This window comes from Paraburkholderia sediminicola, assembly GCF_046027825.1.
Lineage (GTDB): Bacteria > Pseudomonadota > Gammaproteobacteria > Burkholderiales > Burkholderiaceae > Paraburkholderia > Paraburkholderia sediminicola_D.
This window is the reverse complement of sequence record NZ_JAQQDU010000062.1, coordinates 1-23,349: the sequence shown is the minus strand read 5'-3', so window position 1 is coordinate 23,349 and position 23,349 is coordinate 1. Positions and strand designations below refer to the sequence as shown.

Annotated in this window: 20 protein-coding genes; 13 read left to right on the top strand and 7 right to left on the bottom strand. The window is 57.2% G+C overall.

Going from position 1 to position 23,349, the window contains the following annotated elements:
- Positions 1 to 2 precede the first annotated feature (2 nt).
- Genes PQQ96_RS28220 through PQQ96_RS28205 form a run of 4 tightly spaced genes read left to right on the top strand, consistent with a single transcriptional unit; the run spans position 3 to position 4,350 of the window.
- On the top strand, positions 3 to 566 hold the full coding sequence (locus PQQ96_RS28220) for an LbetaH domain-containing protein (RefSeq protein WP_408298753.1): 564 nt from the start codon (positions 3 to 5) through the stop codon (positions 564 to 566).
- The gene (locus PQQ96_RS28215; protein WP_408298751.1) at positions 563 to 1,393 is read left to right on the top strand and encodes a glycosyltransferase family 2 protein; all 831 of its coding nucleotides are present in this window, start codon (positions 563 to 565) and stop codon (positions 1,391 to 1,393) included. Before PQQ96_RS28220 ends, PQQ96_RS28215 begins: the two co-directional genes overlap by 4 nt.
- Positions 1,390 to 2,691: a glycosyltransferase WbuB gene (locus PQQ96_RS28210; RefSeq protein ID WP_408298749.1), complete on the top strand. Its 1,302-nt coding sequence runs from the start codon at positions 1,390 to 1,392 to the stop codon at positions 2,689 to 2,691. Before PQQ96_RS28215 ends, PQQ96_RS28210 begins: the two co-directional genes overlap by 4 nt.
- Before the next feature lie 54 nt (positions 2,692 to 2,745).
- Positions 2,746 to 4,350 carry a hypothetical protein gene (locus PQQ96_RS28205; protein WP_408298747.1) on the top strand — a complete coding sequence of 535 codons (1,605 nt, stop codon included), beginning with the start codon at positions 2,746 to 2,748 and terminating at the stop codon, positions 4,348 to 4,350.
- 5 nt (positions 4,351 to 4,355) lie between these two features.
- On the opposite strand, the gene PQQ96_RS28200 is transcribed toward PQQ96_RS28205, so the two are convergent.
- Positions 4,356 to 5,558, bottom strand: coding sequence for a hypothetical protein (locus PQQ96_RS28200; protein WP_408298745.1), 1,203 nt, complete (start codon positions 5,556 to 5,558; stop codon positions 4,356 to 4,358).
- A gap of 1,024 nt (positions 5,559 to 6,582) precedes the next feature.
- Positions 6,583 to 7,956 (bottom strand): UDP-glucose dehydrogenase family protein, encoded by a 1,374-nt coding sequence (locus PQQ96_RS28195; protein WP_408298743.1) that lies wholly within the window; start codon positions 7,954 to 7,956, stop codon positions 6,583 to 6,585.
- 524 nt (positions 7,957 to 8,480) lie between these two features.
- Here PQQ96_RS28195 and PQQ96_RS28190 point away from each other — a divergent pair.
- From PQQ96_RS28190 to PQQ96_RS28175, 4 genes are all read left to right on the top strand, one after another.
- Positions 8,481 to 8,969, top strand: coding sequence for a GDP-mannose mannosyl hydrolase (locus PQQ96_RS28190; RefSeq protein WP_408298741.1), 489 nt, complete (start codon positions 8,481 to 8,483; stop codon positions 8,967 to 8,969).
- Between the two features lie 150 nt (positions 8,970 to 9,119).
- Positions 9,120 to 9,422 carry a hypothetical protein gene (locus PQQ96_RS28185; RefSeq protein WP_408298739.1) on the top strand — a complete coding sequence of 101 codons (303 nt, stop codon included), beginning with the start codon at positions 9,120 to 9,122 and terminating at the stop codon, positions 9,420 to 9,422.
- A gap of 882 nt (positions 9,423 to 10,304) precedes the next feature.
- Entirely contained in the window at positions 10,305 to 12,683 is a 2,379-nt protein-coding gene (locus PQQ96_RS28180) for a YjbH domain-containing protein (RefSeq protein ID WP_408298738.1), read from the top strand.
- A 19-nt stretch (positions 12,684 to 12,702) separates the two neighbouring features.
- Positions 12,703 to 13,443, top strand: coding sequence for a carboxypeptidase regulatory-like domain-containing protein (locus PQQ96_RS28175; RefSeq protein ID WP_408298736.1), 741 nt, complete (start codon positions 12,703 to 12,705; stop codon positions 13,441 to 13,443).
- Positions 13,444 to 13,673: 230 nt separating this feature from the next.
- Here PQQ96_RS28175 and PQQ96_RS28170 read toward each other — a convergent pair whose 3' ends face one another.
- Both PQQ96_RS28170 and PQQ96_RS28165 read right to left on the bottom strand, forming a co-directional pair.
- Positions 13,674 to 13,982 carry a hypothetical protein gene (locus PQQ96_RS28170; protein WP_408298734.1) on the bottom strand — a complete coding sequence of 103 codons (309 nt, stop codon included), beginning with the start codon at positions 13,980 to 13,982 and terminating at the stop codon, positions 13,674 to 13,676.
- A gap of 254 nt (positions 13,983 to 14,236) precedes the next feature.
- Positions 14,237 to 15,220: a GlxA family transcriptional regulator gene (locus tag PQQ96_RS28165; protein ID WP_408298732.1), complete on the bottom strand. Its 984-nt coding sequence runs from the start codon at positions 15,218 to 15,220 to the stop codon at positions 14,237 to 14,239.
- Between the two features lie 1,079 nt (positions 15,221 to 16,299).
- On the opposite strand from PQQ96_RS28165, the gene PQQ96_RS28160 reads away from it, so the two are divergent.
- A complete protein-coding gene (locus tag PQQ96_RS28160; RefSeq protein WP_408298730.1) occupies positions 16,300 to 16,485 on the top strand; it encodes a hypothetical protein in 186 nt (61 codons plus the stop codon).
- 126 nt (positions 16,486 to 16,611) lie between these two features.
- Here PQQ96_RS28160 and PQQ96_RS28155 read toward each other — a convergent pair whose 3' ends face one another.
- Positions 16,612 to 16,809, bottom strand: a complete 198-nt coding sequence (locus tag PQQ96_RS28155; protein WP_408298729.1) for a hypothetical protein — start codon at positions 16,807 to 16,809, stop codon at positions 16,612 to 16,614.
- An 873-nt stretch (positions 16,810 to 17,682) separates the two neighbouring features.
- On the opposite strand from PQQ96_RS28155, the gene alr reads away from it, so the two are divergent.
- Both alr and PQQ96_RS28145 read left to right on the top strand, forming a co-directional pair.
- On the top strand, positions 17,683 to 18,759 hold the full coding sequence (alr, locus tag PQQ96_RS28150) for an alanine racemase (RefSeq protein ID WP_408298727.1): 1,077 nt from the start codon (positions 17,683 to 17,685) through the stop codon (positions 18,757 to 18,759).
- Positions 18,760 to 18,843: 84 nt separating this feature from the next.
- Positions 18,844 to 20,781, top strand: a complete 1,938-nt coding sequence (locus tag PQQ96_RS28145; protein WP_408298725.1) for a putative bifunctional diguanylate cyclase/phosphodiesterase — start codon at positions 18,844 to 18,846, stop codon at positions 20,779 to 20,781.
- A gap of 16 nt (positions 20,782 to 20,797) precedes the next feature.
- Here the strand turns inward: PQQ96_RS28145 and PQQ96_RS28140 are convergent, their stop codons facing one another.
- Positions 20,798 to 21,436 (bottom strand): hypothetical protein, encoded by a 639-nt coding sequence (locus PQQ96_RS28140; RefSeq protein ID WP_408298723.1) that lies wholly within the window; start codon positions 21,434 to 21,436, stop codon positions 20,798 to 20,800.
- A gap of 30 nt (positions 21,437 to 21,466) precedes the next feature.
- Positions 21,467 to 22,024, bottom strand: a complete 558-nt coding sequence (locus tag PQQ96_RS28135; protein WP_408298721.1) for a hypothetical protein — start codon at positions 22,022 to 22,024, stop codon at positions 21,467 to 21,469.
- 273 nt (positions 22,025 to 22,297) lie between these two features.
- On the opposite strand from PQQ96_RS28135, the gene PQQ96_RS28130 reads away from it, so the two are divergent.
- Both PQQ96_RS28130 and PQQ96_RS28125 read left to right on the top strand, forming a co-directional pair.
- The gene (locus PQQ96_RS28130; RefSeq protein ID WP_408298719.1) at positions 22,298 to 22,717 is read left to right on the top strand and encodes a hypothetical protein; all 420 of its coding nucleotides are present in this window, start codon (positions 22,298 to 22,300) and stop codon (positions 22,715 to 22,717) included.
- 390 nt (positions 22,718 to 23,107) lie between these two features.
- On the top strand, positions 23,108 to 23,349 hold a 242-nt coding region (locus tag PQQ96_RS28125; protein ID WP_408298717.1), incomplete at its 3' end, for a helix-turn-helix domain-containing protein.

Genomic DNA, 23,349 nt, shown 5'->3' with positions numbered 1-23,349 from the left:
CAATGATTTTGCAAGGTGTGGATTCCAAGGTTGCGCCTTCGTTTTCGCTGAAAAATCGCGTGGCACGCGTGCTATGGGGAATCGCATATGTGCTGTTTTTCCTCCCTACACCGCGCCCTTTCCATGCGTGGCGTCGAGGAATTCTAAGGGTGTTCGGTGCCCAAGTCGGGGCGGGGGCGCACATCTATCCGCGGGTCAAGATCTGGGCGCCCTGGAATCTTTCGATTGGGGCCCTGGCAGGCGTTGCCAACGGCGTCACGCTTTACTCGATGGACAGGATTGTTTTGGGAGAGCGTTGCGTGATCTCACAGGGTGCGCATCTGTGCACCGGTAGCCACGATTTCAACGATCCTATGTTTCAGCTCACAGCACAGCCGATATTCATCGGTCGCGAGGCATGGATTTGCGCAGAAGCGTTTGTCTGTCCCGGCGCGGAGATCGCTGAGGGCGTTGTGGTGGGCGCGCGATCGGTGGTGACCCGCAGTCTTCGCGAGAGCTGGACGGTATATGCGGGCATGCCTGCGAGAAAGATATCCACTCGAACTGGATCTGGAGAAAAGCGATGAGCAGTGTCTCAGTCCTCATTCTGACAAAGAATGAACAACAGGATCTTCCAGGCTGCCTGGAGAGCGTTATCGAATGGTGCGACGATATCCATGTCTACGACTCCTACAGCACCGACCGCACGGTTGAGCTTGCCAAGCTGCTCGGCGCGAAGATTACGCTGAGGGAGTTCGATAACTGGGCGAGTCACCAGAACTGGGGGCTGGCCAACATCAAGTTCAAGCATGACTGGGTGTTATATATCGACGCTGACGAACGCGTGACCGAGGCACTGGCTCGCTCGATACGCGAGACGGTCTCCAGATCGTCCGACTGCGTTGCCTTCGAAGTGCAGCGTCGCGATTTCTTTAGCGAGCGGTGGCTGAAACACGTCCAGGTGTCGCCGTACTACGTTCGCCTTTTCAAACCGGCTTACATTCGGTACGAACGGATGGTGAATCCGGTCACTGTGGTCAACGGCAAGACAGGCAGGATTGACGGCTATCTCGACCATCACCCGTTTAGCAAGGGTGTTTCGCACTGGTTGGCACGACACAATTCATATAGCTCGCTCGAGGCCGATCAATTCATGATCAATGCCAGCAAGGGCGAGAAGTTCAAGCTTTCAAAGGCGCTGCTGGCCGAGGATTTTCAGGTGCGTCGCTATCATCAAAAGGGCTTGTTTTACAAAATGCCTTTGCGTCCACTGGTCAAATTCTTTGTACTGTATGGGGTTCGAAGAGGGTTCCTGGATGGACGGCCTGGATTCGTCTACGCCGTGTTGCAGTCCATCTACGAGTATTTCATCGTGTTGAAGGTGCGTGAGCGTTTGAAGGTGCCGAAAGCATGAAGGGCGCGCTCATCCAATCCAGCCCGGCCACCGCTGATAGGCGGGCTTCCAGAAAGGTCCTGATCTATGGACTTAACTACGCGCCCGAACTCACCGGCATTGGAAAGTACAGCGCGGAGATGGCGGAATCGCTGGCCGATGCGGGATATGAGGTGCACGTTATATGTGCGCCGCCCTACTACCCGGAGTGGCGGATTGGGACCGGTCACTCGGCCTGGCGCTATCGCACTGAGCAACGTGCGGCAGTGCGCGTTCAGCGCGCGCCGGTGTGGGTGCCGAGCCGTCCTGGCGGGTTGAAGCGTCTCCTGCATCTCGCGAGTTTCGCCGTTGCGAGTCTGCCGACGGTGTTCGCACAATTGTTTTGGCGGCCCGATATTGTGATCGCCGTTGCCCCGAGTCTGATGAACATTCCGGCTGCCTTGATGTTCGGCCGGTTGACGAAGGCACGCACATGGCTTCACATTCAGGACTATGAAGTCGATGCGGCTTTCGAACTGGGAATGCTAAAAGGCAAGCGGTTGAGGCGATTCGCCTTGGGTGTCGAAAGTTGGCTGATGCGACGCTTCGACGTCGTATCGACCATTTCCGCGAAAATGATCGAGCACGGCCGCAGCAAGGGGGTGGATTCACCGCGATTGTTTTCACTGCCCAATTGGGTCGACGTGAACGTTATCTTTCCGCTGGAACGTCCGAGCCTGTACCGAAAGGCACTGAATATTCCCGACGACTCTATCGTGGTTCTGTACTCTGGGAACATGGGCGCCAAACAGGGCATTGAGGTGTTGGCGCAGGCTGCTGCTGCTCTTGCACACAGACGGGATATTCAATTCGTGCTGTGTGGGGACGGGCCATGCAAAGGAAGTCTTATTGAGCAATGTGGGCAGCTGACGAACTGCACATTTCTCTCTCTGCAACCGTTTGAAAATCTTAACGATCTCCTCAATGTTGCGGACATCCATGTTCTGCCGCAACGCGCAGATGCAGCTGATCTGGTCATGCCTTCGAAACTGACCGGCATGCTCGCCAGCGGCCGCTCCATCATCGCGATGGCCCGTGCCGGGACGGAGCTCTTCGATGTGGTGTCTCCGCGGGGGGTGACGGTGGCGCCTGAGGATGTTGAGGCGCTAGTGGCGGCGATAGAAGATCTGGCCGATGACAAGAGCAAGCGAACTCGGCTTGGCGCCGCCGCTCGCGTTTACGCGGAAACGGAGTTGTCACGCGGGGCGGTGATGGAGCGGCTCGACGGGAGGTTCCAGATGTTGTGTGATGGGGAGAGGGGGAGGTCGGTTTTTACTTGAATGAGTGGATCAGATTTGTTCTCGCCACAACGAAAGTAGATGTACGGGGAATGAATGAATGCGAATCGAAGAAGCGCGCTTTGGCGCATCGCAGGCACGGCAACCGCACTGACGGGGCCCGCTCGTTGGAACGTTGCGCAATCGGCTAACAGTCCAGTGCTTTCCGTAGAGACGTTTCGACGTGAAGACGAGGGGCCGGATTGGATGGCGGCATTTCAACGCGCCTCGAATCGACTCCATGAACTTGGCGGTGGGTACCTTCGACTCGCGCAGGGCTATTACTATCTAGGGCGATACCGCGGTTCAGACGTAGGCGGGAAAATACTTTCCAAATCACTTGGCAACGATGTCATATCAACTACCTGGGTGATTCCGTCAAATGTGACGATTGTAGGCGACCGCTCGACTCAAATTGACCTCGGCGGTGGACCTTCCGAGGCGCTTGGCTTTAAAGGAACTTATAACGTCCTTTCGGCGCCTCTCGATCGCGAGGAATCGACCGACGTCGTTGCGTTAAGCCTTGACCCCTTTCTCGTCAGCGTGAAATCGGCGGACCAGCTAAGTGTCGGGCAAACGGTACGTCTCGCTCGCGAGGCCCAACCGCCGGGAGGCACACCCTCAAACGAGGACGCACCAAATCAGTTCTTCACCATACGCGCGATTTCCGGGAATAGCGTTCGCTTCGCGGAGCTTCCCGCACATCGATTTGATGCCGCGCAAGATTTGGTAGTGCGCTTTCTCGCAAACGCGGCGGACTATCCTCGGCGCATTTTCTTGGAAAACATCTCGTTTACGACACGCAGCCCGCTGGCTTATGTCCTTCATTCGAGAACGATAAATAGTGGATGGAAGAATGTTACGCTGGGAAAGAAGGTCAACGCATCTTGGGGTACGTGCCAACAGATGCGTTCGGATGGTGTTGTAATCAACGCTGATCCTCTTGCACAAAATGCGCTTAGTATCGAGTCGACCTCGGACGTCGAGTGGGGTAGTCTAATTCTTAACGGCAACGGTTCCAACAACGCTGTGGGTGGGTTGTTCGTCGACGATCACTCGCGCGCCATTCATATCCGAAGAATTTTCGCCAAGGATTTTAAGCGGGGCGGAGTGACATTCATGTATGGCGTTGACGCGGTAATTGGCGAGCTAACTTTGTCCAATTGCGCGACGCTCGCCGATCCCAGAAGAGGCTTCAGTGCTGCGTTGTCTGTCGGATTCCCGGCCGACGGCGCAGGACCAACAGCGTCGACATCCAACGCAATGGACTCTAGGTATCTGGTGCGTAACAGCGGCACTACGAACGTGCGGATCGGTAAGCTCAAGATCACGGGTTCCTCTACGGTGCCAATCCGCTCGCACGACGCAACACTTGCTATAGATCAAGCGTACATTGAATTCGCTAGCACGCTCGGGGGGGCTCCTATCGTGGCAGGCGAATCCGGCACCACGCGCGCAGATCCTGACTACTTCCCGTTGGGAGCGCTGGGCAATGTGCAATTGGGTGACGTCACAATAAAGACAGTTTCCGGCGTCGCGTCAACCACTTACGCAAGCAACCGGAACGAGAGTTTTTTTCAGCGCGGCACCGGCCGGGTATCCGCCTCCCAGTTGACGATCGATGGAAAGCGGGGCGCTTTACGTGTCGACGATAAGGAGTAAGGTTTTCACCTCCATCTAATCGATACCGGCCTGGAAAATAATGCGACGAAGGCGCCGAGCCAAAATGATTTGATAGGAATTACCGCCTGTCCACCGTCAAACAGCAAGACGACCGTAAGGACGAGTATGAGACTCAATGCAGGCAACGCGCCAAATCGTCGGCGGTTAGCCCAGAGGGACCAATATAGCCACGAGAGCAACGGGACGGTGATAATTAGGCCGTAGTGGTAGGCAAGGTAGAAAAACAGAGAATCAATTGTCGTCGCTTGATAGCCCTGTCGGGTAAAGAAAGGGTCTATATGATCGTAAGCTGAACGATAGTCTAGTCCGTGTGGCAGAACCACCTTCCACGGTTGTGTACCTAAGAACTGAAAGTAGGCAAGTCGCAAATTGTCACCTTCCTGAACGGCTTTTCCGCCCCCGTTCAGAGTATCCATCAAAGCACTTGCCTTGCCCACGCCTTGGATGTATCGAGACTGGTCATCAAGAAAGAATGCCTGAATCTTGCTGTACTCGTGGACAATGACTGCCACTGCGGCCAAGGTTCCGATTGCAAGCGCTGTCAACATGCGAAGGCGAGCCTTTCCCTTGAAGGATCGCAAAGAGAAAGTGAGTAAAATAAAAATCGTCAATATCGCGATGATCCAATACTGACGAAAGAAGCTAACGCCGGCCAAAACGACAAGGATAATGACCGCGAAAACTGCAAGGAGGGCGCGTCGAGTTTCGCATGCAAGCAAAACTGCGGCCGTTAAGCACAAGTATGGCGAGCTGAATTTCGTGCTTGCAGTGTCGCCGTTAATTTGCATATACCAGGCGGCTAGGCTAATGAGCCCCGTCGCTATTCCAAGGCGGATCAGCGGCAAGGGGTCTCGGTTTTTGAATTGTGAGGAAACTCCAAACCCAAAGACTACCAACAGGTTCGACCGGTAGTCCCCGTAAGCATAGGCCGCGTTCCCTTCGACCAGCGCTCCGATTAGAAAAAGTGTTGTGATAATTACGATTGTCGATGCTACGGCAGGTTTTTTGATTTGGCGTAGTGCTTTGGCCGCTGCGTTGAACACCGCATCTCGCATCAAGAAGCCAAGTAACGCGACAATTACCAGAGCGCCTTCCAGAAAATAGTTTCCTCCAATGTCAAATAGTCGAAATGAGAATGGGGAAAGTAGCAGGATTGCGTAGATAAATGAGGGAAACCATGAAGTCATGAATCTTATTAGCCGATGAAGCATGAAGCTAGATCGGTTGCTGTATCGAAGAGGGATTGTGTGCTCTTGCATATTCTTGTCGTTTCCGATGGCGCAGGACAGGCATTGCCGATGCGCATGGAGGGTCAAATACTATAGTGCATTACGTCTCAGACTTACATCGCCGTATCTTTCATAATTTTCCGGCCACTTGCAGGCGGTTTTGGGCGATTACCACGGCGACCTATAGAAGGTCGCAGCCGCATCTCCGCCAGCCGCCGAGTTAAGTCGCGTCGCAAAAGACGACTCGGGCGCCACTATCGAAGATCCGGGCACACTACCGTTGCCCTGTTGCCCGGTTCGCACCCGACCGCTATTCGGCCGCGCTGTTGTCTTCCCCAACGAATCCTCCCCGCCGTTGCCCGCTCCAGGTGACGATAAGCCCTCAACCGCCGCGAGCCCGTAACTCGTCGTCTGACGCGCCCCGTCCTTCTTTTGAGGCTGGCTTCCAAGGTGCGCCGAGTAACTATCCTCGTAATCCGTGGGCGCGCCGTACAGAGAGCTAATGCGCGCGCTTTGCGGCGACTTTGTACTACGCGTCTGGCGATCACCCTTGGAAGGTTGACTTCGGGTTGAACCCGTGGCGTCATCACCTGACAGGGCGTTCATCTCATAGTCCGGAGGTGGTCCAAGCAGGGGACTCAAGGACGAATCTGAACCAACCTGCCCACCGCGCTGCGGATTGGCGCTTGAGTATTGCGCTCGCATCGAGTCCAGGTTGCTTTGCGCGTATGCCGATGAACAGGCGATGGCGCTCACCGCTGTCGCAACCGTAGCGATCAAGCGAATTTTCATGAAACAGGTATTCATCCGCGAGCCAAAATACTGACGCTGCTCAGCAGCGCCGGCATCGCAACAAAACAGATTGAATCCGCCCACCCGAACTTGCAATCGGCTCGCGCCCATGTTCGTGGAGCGCCTCGCGATTCCGTGGCGCAACGCAAATACATTGAAACTGAAGCGAATCCGAGTCATAGCTGCAGCGTCACCGGGAAGTAGAGTGAGCCGCATCGCGCCCGATGGTGTAGTACGTCCAGCCGCTATCCCTCATTACACCTGGGTCATACAGGTTGCGTCCGTCGAATACGACCGTGTCGTTGAGCGCTTCTTTCATTTGCTCGAAGTCGGGGCTGCGGAATTCCTTCCATTCGGTCAGGATCACCAGCGCGTCGGCGTTTCGGAGCGCTACGTCGCGCTCTTTCGCAAAGGTCACACTTTCGTAACGATCGGGGCCGAGGTCCTCCGCGAGGCGTCGTCGGGCTTCGTCCAGCGCAACGGGGTCGTAAACGCTGACCGTCGCGCCACCGCGAATCAATTCCGCGATTAGTTGGCGGCTGGTTGCCGCTCGCATGTCGTCAGTGTTCGGCTTGAAAGCAAGCCCCCAAATCGCAAAATGCCTGCCATTCAGTGCGTTGCTGAAGTGGTGCTTGATCTTGTCGAACAGCACCGTCTTTTGCAGGGTGTTCACATACTCGACTGAAGCCAGGATGTTCAACTCCATGCCGTTTTCGCTGGCGGTATGCATTAGCGCCTGCACGTCCTTCGGAAAGCAGGAGCCACCGTACCCGCAACCCGCATACAGAAAGCTATAACCGATGCGTGGATCAGAGCCAATGCCACGCCGGACATGTTCGATATCCGCGCCAACCCGGTCCGCCAGGTTCGCGAGTTCGTTGATGAAGGATATCCGTGTGGCGAGCATTGCGTTGGCGGCGTACTTGGTGAACTCGGCGGATCGCACGTCCATGCACAGAGTGCGCTGATGATTGCGGTTAAACGGTGCATAGAGTTGTTCCATCAGGCTCTTCGCGCGCAGTCCCGGGACGTCGGAGTCGTATCCCAAGACGATACGATCAGGTCGCATGAAGTCCTCGACCGCTGCGCCTTCTTTGAGAAACTCGGGGTTTGAGACGACGGCGAATTGTGCGTCGTTGCCGCATGCCGCCAATTCCTCCAGGATCGCGTCGCGTACCTTGTCTGCGGTACCTACTGGTACCGTCGACTTATCTACAACGACTTTGAACGAGTCCATGTGCCGGCCGATGCTGCGCGCGGCAGCAAGCACGTACTTCAGGTCTGCGGAGCCGTCCTCATCGGGTGGGGTTCCAACTGCGATGAACTGGATGTCACCATGTGCAACCCCTTTCGCGACATCAGTGGAAAACGTCAGGCGTCCGGCGTCGCGGTTGCGCGCGATCACTTCCGATAGCCCGGGTTCGTAGATAGGCACGCCGCCGCTGTTTAGCTCCTCGATCTTCGCGGCATCGACATCGAGACACAACACGTCATTACCCAATTCCGCGAGGCATGCTCCGGTGACAAGACCTACATAACCCGTTCCGACGATAGTGACTTTCATGGATTCTGGTGCGCGTGGAAAGTGGAAATATTCTTCAAGTCGGCATGCAAATACTCGCCTGATCGGTTTGTCCGAGGGCGTAACGGTCCGACGAGTTCGCATCTTTACTTAACGAGTCCTGCTTCGGAAATATCTGGCGCTAGGCGACAAGGTAATTTCTTTTTCCGTCAAGGTTTGATCGGCATGGCGAGCTTGGCGAAAACGCAGCGGGAGTGTCCGCGTCGCTAGTTGGGTGCCGACGGCGGAACGTTCTGGTGGGTGAAAGCGCGGTATCAAGTTTCGCTAGATGAGTACGGAGAGATGACGGCGGATTACGTCCCAAGATTGTCCGACTGGGCCCAATCTTGCACCGTACACTTGCTGGGATTCGCACGGCTCTTGCGAGAGGAAAGTATGCGTGCGATGCCTATCTAAAAGACATATCGGTACGGGGCACGCTCATTGATCGATGCATTGGCGCGCAATCTTTAATGGGCTTTTCACACGTAATGCCGTTCTTCTCGATCATTTCATTCTGAACCGCCATGCTTCCAATCCATATGTTCTTGAATGTTGTCGATGCAACGCCACTGGTAGCCATCGACCTTATCATTGAGAACGGGGCGGGTGGTTACCTTCTGGGGCGCCGCGTCAATAAGCCTGCTCAAGGTTTCTGGTTTGTTCCGGGCGGTCGCATTCGCAAGAACGAACGCCTTGACGACGCCTTTCGCCGGATTGCAGGTGAGGAACTTGGCCGAGCCGACCTCAGACGGGCCGACGCCGACTTTCTCGGCGTGTATGAACACCTGTACGAGGACAATTTCAGTGGTCATTTCGGTATCTCGACTCACTACGTTGTACTCGGGTACAAGTTGCGTGGCACTTTTAAACTTGCGTGCCTGCCCGACCTGCAGCACACCGCGTACCGTTGGGCCACGGAAGAAGAGATCGCGAGCGATGCGGAGGTTCATCCGAACACCCAGGCATATTTCGAGGATCTCGCGCTACGGCGCGAAGGTCGCTTATTGATATGACATGGACATCTTCCTCGAACTCAGGGCCGACTGTTTCGCCAATAGTGCGCACTTGTTGACAGAAGAATTAGGCTACGCATGCGCGAGGCAGAGGATTAGAAAAATATCGTGCTCGTTAGTGTCAGAGGCTGGTAAGCAGAGGAATGATCGATGAAGATGAATGAAATCATCCAGGTGTCGGCCACGCTCCGTGGTCAAGGCAAATATCAGGAAGCGATCGACCTCATCGAGGCGAACCTTCCCGACATTGGCGGGGACATCCGACTCAGTGCCCAATTCGAGGCATTTCGCGCCGCAGTGGAAGCAGGGGATGCCGACGTGGCGCACGAGTATGCGACGACGATCGCAGCCGAAGAGCCGGATCGACCGAGCATCTTAAACGTCGCACTGACCGACGGTGCATTAATATGGCCGATCCGGATGGAAACGACAGCACCGGGCGACCACGCTTAAGTAAACCGCAGTGCGTCGTGGCAGCGTGCCAGCCCGCGACTATCAAGATGCTACTGGACGCTCGATCTAAACGACGCTTCCTTCCATTCGTTGAGATTGCGGGGGACGACCACCTTCTCGTTTTCCTGTTGCAGGGCCGTCCGCGATGCGGGGCGGTTCTACGCGTTGATGCCGCGCCCGTGGATGTTCAATGAAAAAAAGCCCGCCGACGGATGCCTGCGGGCTGAAAAGGACATTTGAAGGGCTGAGAGATCCCTCAAACGATCCGAGGTGAGATGACTTTAACGTGATAGATAATCGACAAGTTGTCGCGTTGCGGTATGGGTCAATCTATTGTCGGAAATGACCAACAGAATCACCATTCTCCGCTTGTGTCCACGCGACATGGAAAAGTCGGACGCGATGGGTTTACGCGGTCTGCATGACATCCATAGGCAGTGTCGATTCAGGAGCGAGTGAGTGCGTCTTTTTCTGCAACGGTAGCGTAGATTATGCGCACTTTGCAGAGGACAAGACATCGCTCTAAGATTGCGAACTTACCTCGTCTCATTCGGAATAAAGTTGAAAAATGGAGGATTCCGCCAACATGTTAGCTTTTTCCGTCAGCAGCATTCCGCCATGCAGCAATCTGGATATGATGCACCGCAACCCAGATAGATTTTCCTCTGCGCTGTAACGAACCGTGCAAATCGCCGTGTCAGGTAGCTCCAGCTTATTCGACACTCAACGTCACATTGGAAAATTTTAAGCGTAGTGGATTGGGTGAGTCGAACTGATATAAAAACAGAATCTTCGTCATTAATTCGGCATGGTTATTTATAGAGGAGGCAGGCCGAAGGGTTGGGTCCACAGCAACGTGAACTGATACAAACAACTAAAAACATGACCCGAAATATGCGTGGACAACAACCCCGATCGACACCGAGTGCGCTTGCGCTTGCTGCCGTCCTGGCGTTTTCCGCCTCGGCGCAAGCGGCCGACCCCGCGCTCAATGCGCTCGGGCAAGCGGGTGGTTTGGTGATTCCGTATGCGTTTGCACTGCCTGAAGGGACGGTGGAGGCGCAGTACAACAATTATATCGATCCGCGCTACGGCAAACAGGCGACGGGCTCTCAAGTTGTTTGGGGCGCAGTAGGTCTGGTGCCATACGTGGAATTGTCCGGTGGGCTAGCAAACTATCCGGCCAACGTACACGTACCGTATGCGAATGAGGATCACACGGTTCTTCGTCATCTGATGGCGGACGTCAAGGTAGAAGTGCCGAAGTTTTTCAAGTATCAACCAACCATTGCGTTCGGTATAACCGATATTGGCGGCCAGACGCATTACTTCCGTTCGAAATACGGCGTGGTGTCGCAAGCTTTTGGGCCAGTGACGTTGACTGCCGGTTACGGTCAGGGCGATCGCCTTGATGGGGCGTTCGGCGGCGCACAGGTCTCGTTGTGGAACACAGGGTTGTCGCTGCTCGCGGAAGACGATTCGAAAACGCCCTATGCCGGCGTGCGCTATCAGTCTCCGCGGATTAGCTGGCTAGCCGATGCGAACGTAATCGGCACGTTTACACGGTCGATCCGTTCAACAGATGGGGTGTCGCCACGCACGTCGTTCTCGGTGGGCATTCAGATTCCGCTGGGCAAACGATTTAGCAGTGCGCGTTGTGCAGACGGTTTGTGCGCGGGCCCGCAAGTGCCGGTCGCCCAGAGCGCGGATGCCGGTGATGACGGCCCGATCCGCCTGGCCAGCCTGCAACCGGTGGACACGCGCGCTGCCACCAGTAACAACAACGCGCTGGCCGCTGCGCCGATTACGTATGTGCCGCCGCTGCAGTCGTATGCATCCGTGATGCTGAGTGACGTGACGGCGGCTAAATCGTCGGATGCACTGTCTCCTGCCATTCCTGAAGCGCTGGATACGTCCGCGCTCGACGAAATCGCCGCGCAACTCTTTGCCGCCGGCCTCGAACGTGTGCGTGTCGGGATGAGCGGTCGCGATCTGGTGGTCGAGTACGAGAACCATCGCTACAACCAGAACGAAGCTGACGCGCTCGGTATCGTGCTTGGCGTGGCGAGCGTGAATGCGCCTCATGGCACCGACAAGATTCACGTGATCATCAAGAAGGCCAATCAGCCGCTAGGCGAAGTCATTGTCGATCGTGATGCATTTGCGCAGTTCGTTGAAGGCGGCGCGCCGACGGCCGCAGGTGCCTCACTGACGATGCGCACGCGTCCGACGTACGACGCGGATTCGATCGCGTGGCATGGCAACGAGCACACGCATGGGCTGACGCGGATTCAGATCGAGCCGATCGTCAGTTACCTGTACGGCACTGAGTACGGCAATTTCGACATCTCGCTCGGCGCCAACATTCAAGGGTTCGTGCCGCTGTGGCGTGGCGCGGAGTTCTACGCGAGCTATATCGCGCCGATTTACAACACGAAGAACATGGACGAAGGCCGCGTGTTTAGCGACTACCGTCTGCGCGGCGGCCTGAATGCGGTCGGATTGGCACAGAGCTTCTGGATCATCCCGCAGGTGTTCAACGTGACATCGATCGGCAAGTTCGATTACTCGTATGTCGGCGTGCAAAACGAAACAACGATGTTTGTGCCGGGGCGTCCCGATCTGATCCGCTTGCGGCTCGCCTATCTGCACCATGAACCGGGCCATGACGAATTGCCGAGTGAGAAGAATGCCGAGTTGACCTACCGCTGGGTGCAGCCGTCCTGGAAGCTGTGGATCGAAGCGGGCGTGGCGCGCTTTGTCGGCGGGGACAAGGGGCCGGAAGCGACGTTGACGCGCTGGTTCGACGACGTATCGGTGAGCGTGCATGGCGAGCACAGCGGGCAGGGCACGTTTGTGGGCGCGGCAATCAGTTTCCCGCTGACGTTGCGTCAGGGCATGAAGCCCGGGATCAGCCAGGTGTACGGCTCGGAACAGTTCGGGCTCGACTTCCGTACGCGGGTGGGATCGACGAATTATCTGTCGACCAATGCGGCCGAGAACATGAGCTTCCCGTATAGCACGCAGCAGTACTTGCTGAATCAGGGCCGCTTTAGCGGCGAGTACTTCTCGACCCAGCTTTACAGGATGCGAGATGCGTATCTGCGTTACGGGCGACCTGGCGGTGACGGAACGAAGCCGAAGCCGCAAGTGGGTGTGCCTGTTGTGTCGACAGGTGCCGCGCTTTCACACGGTGTCTGCGGAGGCGGTTTTCAGGGTGTAAGCGACGGACGGGCGTTGGTGCCGGTCAATTGTGAATGACTTTCTTTGGAGATAGGCGATGAAGCTTCTAAACGGTGCTACGCTGCGCACGCTACAGGTCGGATCGATGGTACTTGCGACCAGCGCGCTGGTCGCATGCGGTGGCGGAACCGATAGCGGTAGTTCACCGGCCGGGACGGTGAGCGGCACAGCCGCAGTAGGCGCGGCAATGGCAAACGCAAGCATCGTACTGACCTGCAAGAACGGTTCAGGTAGTGCGACGGCTAATTCCAACGGCGCGTATTCGGCGACCTTCAATTTTGACGGACCGTGTGCGATCACTGCTTCGAGCGGTGCCATCGCGCTCCATTCGTTCGCGGCCGGCGCCGGCACTTACAACGTGACGCCCTTGACCGAATTGCTATTGAGCTATCTGGCCGGGCAGCTTGGAACCACCGTTAGCGGATTGCTGTCGGGTATCTCGAGCAACACAGCGTTTCAGAGCGCACTGTCCAACAACACGGTAATCGCGAACGCACAGGCGGCTGTCGCCCAGTTGATCAAGACCCAGTATGGGATAACGCTTTCGTCATCGTCGTTCTTGACGGTTTCGTTCACGCCAGGGCAGCCCGGCGCGGACGCGGATCTGGACACTTTGCAGACTGCTGGCGCGATCACCGCGAATGGTCAGCCGGCGGCGTCGCTGTCGGCCGCTGTGACAGCGGCGGGTGCGGCAGCGCCGATCTCCGGTGGGGGCAACGGCGGTGGAGCAACCGGCGGAACGGGTGGCACCGGCGGCACGGGAACCACAACGAAATAGTTTTCACGTGCGGAAGCGGGAAATCGGGCGCGGTACCGGTCTAGGTCCCAAGCGGAGCTAGACCGGCCGGTTCGCCAAAGAATCCTTGCCCGATTGGAAAACACTCATATAAACCTGAAGATATTTGAGGCTTCGCGTCGCGATGGTCTCGATTGGATACCCACGGTCCTTGCGATTCGGCCGCGAGAATCCATGCACCAAACGAGATGGGCTCGAGACGTGAAAGCCAGCTATTCGTAGCCGAGCTTGTGGCTCAGAATGGGCGCGAAAAAGAGCGCCAACGCAGCACCCGCTGCCTTGCCCTCGAGCTCCGCGGCCGCAACCGCGGCCCGCATTCCATATAGCTGTGTAAACAGATCGAATAGCTGAGGTACGCAGTAGAGCGCCGCGATCGCAATGCAATAACCTTGCACGATCGATATACGCCAGTCCTTTCCAACGGCGACAGCAGCGGCAACGATGCGCAGAACGCCGAACAACACGAGCGCACCCACGGCTGCCTGTTCGCGGACCAGATACTCTGGAATAAACTCGCCCATAACTCCCTATGCACCCGGTAGATTAGCCAGCCTGAAATTGGGAGCCGCCGATTCGAACTTTACCATCGGACGGCCGACCGCTTGGGACAATCGTTCTTCGGAAGTGAAGAACGAGTTGATTGATTTTGATATTACCGAAGCCGCACCCGCGCAATGAAAACGCGGCTGAAAGAACCATAATGATGGCCGATATAGTCAAGGGCCACCGCCCGTAAAACGGCGGCCGGTATCCATGCCCCCTCTTCACAACCCTTCTACGGTGCCACTTCGTTGCGCATCCGATAGTCCGTCGGTGTCGTCGCCAGATATTTCCTGAAGAGCTTCGACAACTGCCCGCCGCTGCCGATACCGCAGCGGCGCGCGATCTTGTCGACCGGCAAACGCGACTCGACAAGCATCCGGCAGCTCATGTTCAAACGTGCGCGAAGCAGATAGTCGGAGGGCGTCATGCCGATCTCGTTCTTGAAGCGGCGCAGGAAGTTGCGCTCGCTCATCGCCGCAACCTGTGCCGCATCGTCGATTGAGATGGGGCGATCGACGTTCGCATCCAGCCAGCGCGCCGACGCCAGGATCTTCTCACTGACCTGTGGCGTCAGGCCAAACGTGCCTGCCGAGCTGAAAGGTGTCGTGGGTTGCGGGGCGATCGATTCGGCGACTTGCTGTGCCAGATCGGCGCCGAGATCCTCTTCGACGATGCGTAGCGCCGTGGATACGGCACCAGGCGGTTCTGACAGCGATCGCGCCGGAGGCAGACCTTGCACTTCGCTACCGCCATAGAGAAGCGGGCAGTAGCGACTGGGCAACCCGGCTGCTTGCAGCAGCAGTTGGCCCTCCGCGATCGGATGCACGATCTCGCTGACCGGATGCCGGCGGCGCAGCCAGTTGCTCAACCGCTCGTCGCGGCATGCCTGCTGTGCGCCCGCACCGCCGGCAACGAACAACAGGTGTGTTTCGTTCGTGCCTCGGTGCGACTGGACGTCGTCGGTCCAGACAAATACCGATGACGAACTGGCGATACGCCCACCCGCGGCGGAAAGCAGCGAGACGTCGTAGCGGGCGCGGCCCGATCGCTGCGCGGCGGTGAGCGAGTTTGCCTTCTGGAAGATCTCGATGATTGCTGCGACCGTAGGCAGTGCAAATCCATTGAACAGTGCGATGTCGACGCGCGTCAGCGCGCTCGTTTGCATCGGCACCGCACTTTGCCGCGAGCTATGCGGCAGAGTCTCTACCAAGTCCATTTATTTTTTCCCCGGAAATATGTGGTCTGCAAAGTCTTCTCCCCAAGACTCTGGTTTTTTTCTTATTGGAGCATGCTATAGATTTGATTCTGTTGTCAGTATTACATGGCCGAATTAACCAACACATTGGCCGTTGGGGACACTGACCGGTGAGTCGGCGAATAGCCGTGCTGGGCTTCTGATTCTACCGCCCGCGAACCCGCTAAGGGTTGGAAATGCAATTCGCGACAAAACTGAGACGGAATGTATAGCGAGAATATTTATTCATTTACATAAGCTTCTGATGGATATTGCCCAATAATGGGGAATTGATCAATGCCATAGAAATATCTTGTAACGGATGCATTTAGGGGGTGTGTTGTCTCAATCTGACACATCCGCCATGCCGTGCGGTGTGCTGTCACAAAGGCCTGCTGCGAACGCCGGGGAAGTGGGTGCCTCAGGCGATTTGCGAGGCGGCGCCCGGTTTGGTCTTCTCGGACAGAAGTTTTCCGATAACCGCCGCAAAGCGGTGCGGCCCACTGGAGCGGGTAACATTACGTTCGGCCGCTCAGGATATGCGCTTGCAGGTGTGTGACGCGCGTATCGTTGCCTGCCGACGTCGTAGTTCGGCGGACTTGTCGATGTTTTGATGACACTGCAACCAGATAGGTCCTGGGATACGGTCACTTGCGCATTAATTCAATGCGAGACCTCGCGAGCCGACTCAACTCTCCCGTCACGGTCGAACCTGGCGAAGGGTTCGGGGCACTTGGCGTCGTTCGGGCTGCAGGCTTTACGCCTGTCGATCGCCTGTCGGATCAATCAACGCTATCGAGCCGAGTCAGCCGCCGAATGGTGGTTTTTTGGGCGTGTGCTGCCTGCTACCGTCCAACTGCTTTGCCTACGATTCGTCCGGGTTTTCAAGGAAGGGTTTCCTGCCTCCTTGCGCACGGGGAGCGCTTGTATCATGTAAAGCGTTCGTTCAACTCGGTCACCGCACAGGCATTGTTCCAGGCGCAGGCGGGGTGAATAAAAATATTTAGCAAACGATTGCGCATAGGGCTAAATAAGCTCTACACGCGACCGTTAACGGATTCATGCACAAACAAGACATTCAGACAATTGTTTCCGCAGCTCGCGAAACAGCCGATTCTATCGTCGGCGCGCGCGCGTGGAAGACGGCCGAAGACGCCAGCGCGATGCACGATGTGATCTTCTGGGACATGGTTGCGAAGCGATTGCCTAACACGAACATCGCCGATCTGCTGTCAATGTTCGATTAGACTGCGTCGTCGACACGGCGTATCTTGCCGCACAAATGCTTCGATGCCATGACGCAGCGTGCCGCTAGCCGCGCGATCGTGGACGTGCCCGACGTCCGTCAATTGGCGTCTGAAGCATCCCCACCCCTATTGGTCATCCAGACCGGCCAGCGAAAAGATCTTGACGACTGATCCTGGCTTCGGTTGACGCTCACCCTGTTGCTGAATGAAGACCTGCATCGCGCGCGTCATCTCCGGACCTGAAAGTTTGCGATAGGCGCAGATGTTGTAGGTGACGCCGTGCTGCCGGTCCTTGATGAAATTATCTACGGTCGGTAGCTGCATGTTTTCCTCGAAAGCGTCACGCGATTTTGCACACGAGTAGTTCTCGACGTCATCCATACTGCCCGGTACTGAAGAGGTCCACGAAAAAGAACCTGCCGCCCGAGGGAGCGGCAGGCCGAAAGATCGAGGGGTGGGGTTCGCTTGAGAGAAGCGCCCCTCGAAAGACCGGAGCTGAGTTTAGTCGCTCAAAGCAGGCGGCGGATGCACGCGGCGGATGGGGTCCCGTTCTTGACTGAACAGGACATGAAAAAGGTTTGTCCCGGCAGGATCGGTCTAAACATGCCCGGATCGGACATGATCGCCAGGTCATTACCCAACTGCAGACCTGCTGCCAATCCTGGATCGGACCCGTAGCGCGGGGTTTCGAACGGGCGCGCATCGTGTCTTCAAATCGAATAGGAATGCAAACGAAAAAAGAACCTGCCGCCCGAGGGAGCGGCAGGCTGAAAGATCGAGGGGTGGGGTTCGCTTGAGAGAAGCGCCCCTCGAAAGACCGAAGCTGAGTTTAGTCGCTCAAAGCAGGCGGCGGACGCATGCGGCGGATGGGGTCACATTCTTGACCGAACAGGACATGAAAAAGGGCTCATCCAGGCAGGACCGATCAAAACATTCGCGATAAACGGGATCGCGTGCTTCTCGCCGACGGAGCGCCGGCGCTCACTGAGGCCACTCAGACCACCCAGGTGATCCGTACATCCGCCTTCCGCCGACAGAGACAAACGGTCGATAAATAAACCTAAAAATCAAAGTAATACATTAACAAAAACTGGCTACTGCTCGATACGATAGTGGAAAACGCTGCCTGTCGGCCATAACATTGGTCTTTAGCAACGGGCATCCATTCCCTTTCCAATCCAGCCCTCAACGCCTCCTATGCCACGCCCGATCGTTGCACAGATTCATCCCGACGCAGTCAGCCATAACCTCTCCCTCGTCAAGCAGCGGGCGCCTCGATCACGCGCTTGGGCCGTAGTCAAAGCCAACGCCTATGGGCACGGAATCGATCGCGTGTTTCCGGCACTCGCGAACGCCGACGGCATCGCGCTGCTCGATCTCGACGAAGCGGTCCGGGTGCGGGAGTTGGGTTGGACCAAGCCGGTTCTGCTTCTGGAAGGTGTTTTCACGCCAGGTGACGTGCAGATCGCCCAGCAGTTCGATCTTTCCATGGCCGTGCATTGCCGTGAGCAACTCGATCTGTTGCGCCTGTCGCCGTCACGTGAGCGCATCAACGTGCATCTGAAGATGAACTCCGGCATGAATCGCCTTGGATTCCGGCCCGACGCGTACCGCGCCGCATGGGAGGAGGCCAGTGCGATTCCAGGCATCTCGGACATCACGTTGATGAGCCACTTCGCGAATGCTGATGATGGCGACGTGGCATGGCAGATGGATCGCTTCGATGCGGTGACGCACGGCATTCCCGGCCAACGAAGTCTCGCGAATTCAGCGGCCGTTCTGTGGCATCCCCAGGCTCATCGTGACTGGGTGCGCCCGGGTGTCGTGCTGTACGGCGGCTCGCCCACCGGTCAGTCGCGTCATATTGATGACGTGGGTTTGCGCGCGTCGATGACGCTCAGGAGCGAAGTGATCGGCGTGCAGTCATTGTCGGCGCAGGAGACCGTCGGTTATGGCCGTGCCTTCGCCGCGAATACCGACATGCGCATCGGTGTGGTGGCATGCGGCTATGCGGACGGATACCCCCGGCACGCATCCACGGGTACGCCAATCGCTGTCGACGGAATCATGACGCAAGTGGTTGGCCGCGTCTCGATGGACATGCTCACCGTCGACCTGACGCCGTGCCCGCATGCGCAGGTTGGTTCAAAGGTCGAACTGTGGGGCGAGCAGGTCAAGATCGATGACGTCGCGCATGCTTCGGGGACGATTGGGTACGAACTGATGTGCGCTTTGGCAAAACGGGTGCCCGTAGAGGTGAAAGCAGCGCAATAGTGGTGCAACCAGGCATTTTTTGTGTTTACGTACTAATTGCGAGGAGCGTACGATTCGACCCACTAACCACAAAATGCGTAGGTCATGGCTTTCAGCGAACCAAGGTCTCCATTTTTCAAGTGGGTCGTGTCCTCCGCTCAGGAGCTGAGCGCCGAGAATCGGCAAATATTGCTGGCCAACCTGTTCACGCGAACTGCGTCGATCGTGTTTGCGTCGATCTGCGAAATCAGTGTTTGCGCGACCGCGTTTTATCTCCATCCCAAAGCCCTGTACGCATGCTGGGGCAGCGCCGTCGTCGCGTTGCTGATCACCCGCCTTGCCTTGATCTGGCTGTGTTGCCAGCGCAGCGCGCTGGGCCAGCGGACACCCACTTCGGCATTTCTTTTCGCGAGCCTTCTGTGGAGCGCGCTATTCGGGTTCGGCACCTTCTTGTGCAATACCAGCGGAGATCAGACGCTTTTCCTGCTGGGCAACGTTTGCGCGGTGGGTGTGATCGGTGGGCTGGCTGGACGAAACGCCGGGACGCCCCGCCTCGTGCTGCTGCAGATTACGCTTATTCTCGGGTTTTTGGGCGTGGGGGCGGCGCTTTCTCCCGGCTCCGGCAAGCTCGTGCTGCTGTTTCAGGCGCCGTTTTGTGCCGCAGGCTTCTTTACGGTTGCGCTGCGTAGCAATCGTGACACCGTTGCGTTGCTGCTGGCACGCGAAAACAGCCATCGCCTTGCCCATGAGGACAGCCTCACTGGCCTGCCCAATCGCGCGCGTATCAGTGAGCTCCTGCTGGAGCGTACCGAGGCAGGTTCGTTGCGTCAGGATCAATTGTTCGCTGTTCTGCTGATCGATCTCGACGGCTTCAAGGCAATCAATGACAGCCTCGGCCATGCCGCCGGCGATCAGATCCTTCAGGAAGCGGCGGTTCGATTGCGTGACGTGCTGCCGGCCGGCGATCTCGTGGGACGGCTGGCTGGCGACGAGTTCGTCGCCATTTCCGACGGCACGGGGCTGAACCGCGACGTGCGGTTGCTGGCGGACCGGATCGTCAAGACGCTGGCGCGGCCTTTCGCACTCAGCGAGGCGCGGGTGCATATCGGCGCGAGCGTGGGCGTATCGCTCTATCCGGAAGACGCCAGGACCGGGCCGCAATTGTTGATCTGCGCGGATCGTGCCTTGTACGCGGTCAAACGCAGCGGCAAAAGCGCGTACGCGCTCTTCGATGCCGTCAGGCACGCGTCGGACGAAAGTTTGAGCCTCCTGCGAAGCGATCTGGAAGGCGCGATGCAGTCGTATAGCGGTTTGCGCATGGAGTACCAGCCGATTGTCGACCTCAGCGATGACACGATTTCCGGCCGCGAAGCACTGCTTCGCTGGACGCACCCGACTCGCGGCGAGCTTTCTCCCTCCGCATTTATTCCGACCGCCGAACGGACGGGCCTTATCCTCGCACTCGGCGAGTGGGCCCTGCTGCAATCATGCACGGAAGCTGCCACCTGGCGCGATGCAGTGAGCGTCGCCGTGAATGTTTCGCCGGTGCAATTGCGGGAGGAATCGTTCGCCTCGACGGTTGCAGCGATCCTTGGCAAGACGGGGTTGCCGCCGGCGCGTCTGAATATCGAAGTCACGGAAACGGTGTTGTTGAGCGACGATATCGTCACCCGGCTCAACGTCGAGAAGCTCCGCGCGCTGGGCATCGGCCTTGCGCTCGACGACTTCGGCACGGGGTTTTCAACCATGTCGACGCTCGTGCGCTTCTCATTCGACAAGCTCAAGATCGACAGTTCGTTCGTGAAGGAGTCCGTGCATCGGCGCGAATCCGCGGCGGTGGTTCGCGGGATCGTGGCGTTGGCACGGGAGATCGGTATACCGACCACGGCGGAAGGCATCGAGACGCAGGAACAGCTGAATTTTGTGCGCGTCTGCGGATGCACGCATGCTCAGGGTTATCTTCTGGGCAAGTCGGTCTGCGGTGACCAGATTCCGCAGCTTGAAATAAAACTTGCAGCGCCCGCTGAGTCCAGCGGGCGCTGATCATTGCGGCCTGCTTTTACTGACGCAGTTCAGGCGAATCCTGCATGGCTGCCTGCAGCTTTTGCACGGCGTCAATCGTCGCGCGCTGGGCGGAGAGACCGAAGTTGCGCTTGAATTCACCAAACTCCGCGTGACCGCTGCCCGTCACTTCCTTTTTCGTCACGAGCTTGCCGCTCGGATCTGTCACGGTACACACGAGCGTCACCGAAAAGTCGGTCGGCGGCCAGGTCAGGAGGCTCGGCGACGAAGACGTCGTTGAGATGGTCGGCGTGACGACATAGCTCAGGCTCTTCGATTGGACCGTTGCCTGATCAGGCGCCGCATTCAGCTTCACCACATTGCTGAACACCTGGCTGAGTTCGACGTAGATCGGCAGCTCCAGATCGCGATACGGTTTGTAGGCCACCTTGTCGCCACCACCGCCTGGCGTGACGACTTCCTTGGCGCGCAACTCGTCTGTAATGACGAGCCCCACCGTCTTGTTGATGACCGGCTGCGGCTGCGGCTGCGTCTGCGCCGTCGATGTTGCTGCGGTCGTGGTGGTTGCTGTGAGCGCTGCCGGGTCGCCGGAGATGGTGATGTCGTGTGCGCAACCTGCGAGCGACGCAATGGCGCCGGTGACCGCGATACTGCGGATAAGATGCATCAGTTTCATGATGATTTCTGGTCTTTGAGAAGAGAAGGATTACTGGATGGCTTGCAGGAATGCAGGATCTGCATAGAGCGACGCGAGCAGTTTCTGGACGATGAGCGGATACTCCTGAGTCGCCCTTGGAATCGCGATCGCGGCTGCGAATGACGAGTCCCATTGCGTCGTCGCGCTTTTCACGCTGTCGTATCGCACTTCGTCGCCGCGCTTGACGATGAAGCGAGCGGAGATCGTGCCGGTGGCCGTGCCGATGTTGGCATCGACGTTATTCTTCAGCAGCACACCGCTCAGTTCGACTTTGGCGTCGGGTGAAAGCGCGCGGGAGATCGTCAGTTCCTGCTGCAGGGCGCTCGAGAGGTATTGGGCAAATGAATCGCCAACGGGCGAGGTCATGCGGTTCGCGCGCAGTTGCACGGACGAATGATCGCCATCGGCTTTATCGTTAGTGAACGTGCCGAGACGCGTTGCCAGAGGCGATGCGTTCTTGAGCGTCTGGATATTGTCGACGGAAGCAGAATAGGGCGGCGCGACAACCGAGCACGCGGCGAGCGTGGCAATCGGGATGACGAGGAGAATCTTTCGCAAAGCAAACATGGGCTTCTAATGCCTCTTTGGTTATGGTCTGAATGAGGTGGTCGGCCGCCCGACTCTTATGTAAAGGCGGTTCACGTGTTATCGGCAAGTCCGGAGAAAAATTGACTGAAGGCTGATTCTTTTTGTGTTGAAAGAAAATCGTAATTAATTCATGCGAGAGACATTGGCGAGTTGATTCAGAATTAACCGGTCTATGATCGGCCATTGCATAACGGCCAATAGCGCCGACTTATCTCCACTAGCGCATACTCGTGCTGCGATACCGAGGTCGACATGGAACTCACATGGCAATTCCAGCTCAGGATCACCGTCTCGCCCAAACTTGCCGGCGATCTGCGCCCAAACCCGCAGGGTGTTTCGCATACCGCGCTTCATGAAGTGTTACGCCGGCATAACGCGACCTTGAAGTGTCAGTTCGATGCTTTCGCCGATTACGTGAACGAGGCGGAAAAGCAGGGAACGGAAAACTACCCGCTTTATCAGTGGACCCGGCAGACAATCGAGAACCCGGAGAAGAAAGCAAAGTACTTGCTGTCGTTCACGGTCTATGTGAATGGCGACGAGATATACGGCAAGGAAATCACCGACGTGATGGAAGCTGAATTGCAGGCCATGATCGGTGACGAAGGCATTCAGAACGTCGCCAGGTTCGATACCAATCCGGCGAATAATCCTCAGCCACCCAGGCGCTAACCTTTATACGTAGTTCGCCAGTTTTTCTCCACGACACTCGCATGTAATAAACGGTAATTATCGTCTCGGCACCGCTTGCGTCTGAACGCAGCGGTTGCCGACGCGCGATCGCGTCCGTCATTTTTTTCCTCGGAGACACTCATGCCGATATCGGCATTCCGGCCTTTTGCGCTCATCGTCCTCAGTGCTCTAACAGTGCTGCTCGGCGCATGCGGCGACGGCATATCGTCCCCTTCGCCGACTCCCGCTACATCGGTCAAGGCGGCATGTGGCAATGCCACCGTTGCCAACGCGCACATGAGTTGCCCGCCGGGTTTCGTCCCGCCCGCCTCCTGAGCCCGGAATTCAAACTAGTACAACATCCCGCAATTACTTTTAATAATTGATTGCATGGTTTATCCTGGCGGTATGAGTCGAGGACGCCATGCAACGCCAGTGAAGCTGGCCAGGAAGGAAAGACAGGAGTTGCAGTCGCTGATCCGACGCACGACGGCTGCACAACGCGATGTGACACGGGCACGCATCGCATTAATGGCTCACGAGGGCTACACGAGCGCGGCGATCTCAGAGGAACTGGGCGTGTCCGTGCAGACCGTCAGCCAGTGGCGCCAGCGCATTGCGCGGCAAGGCGT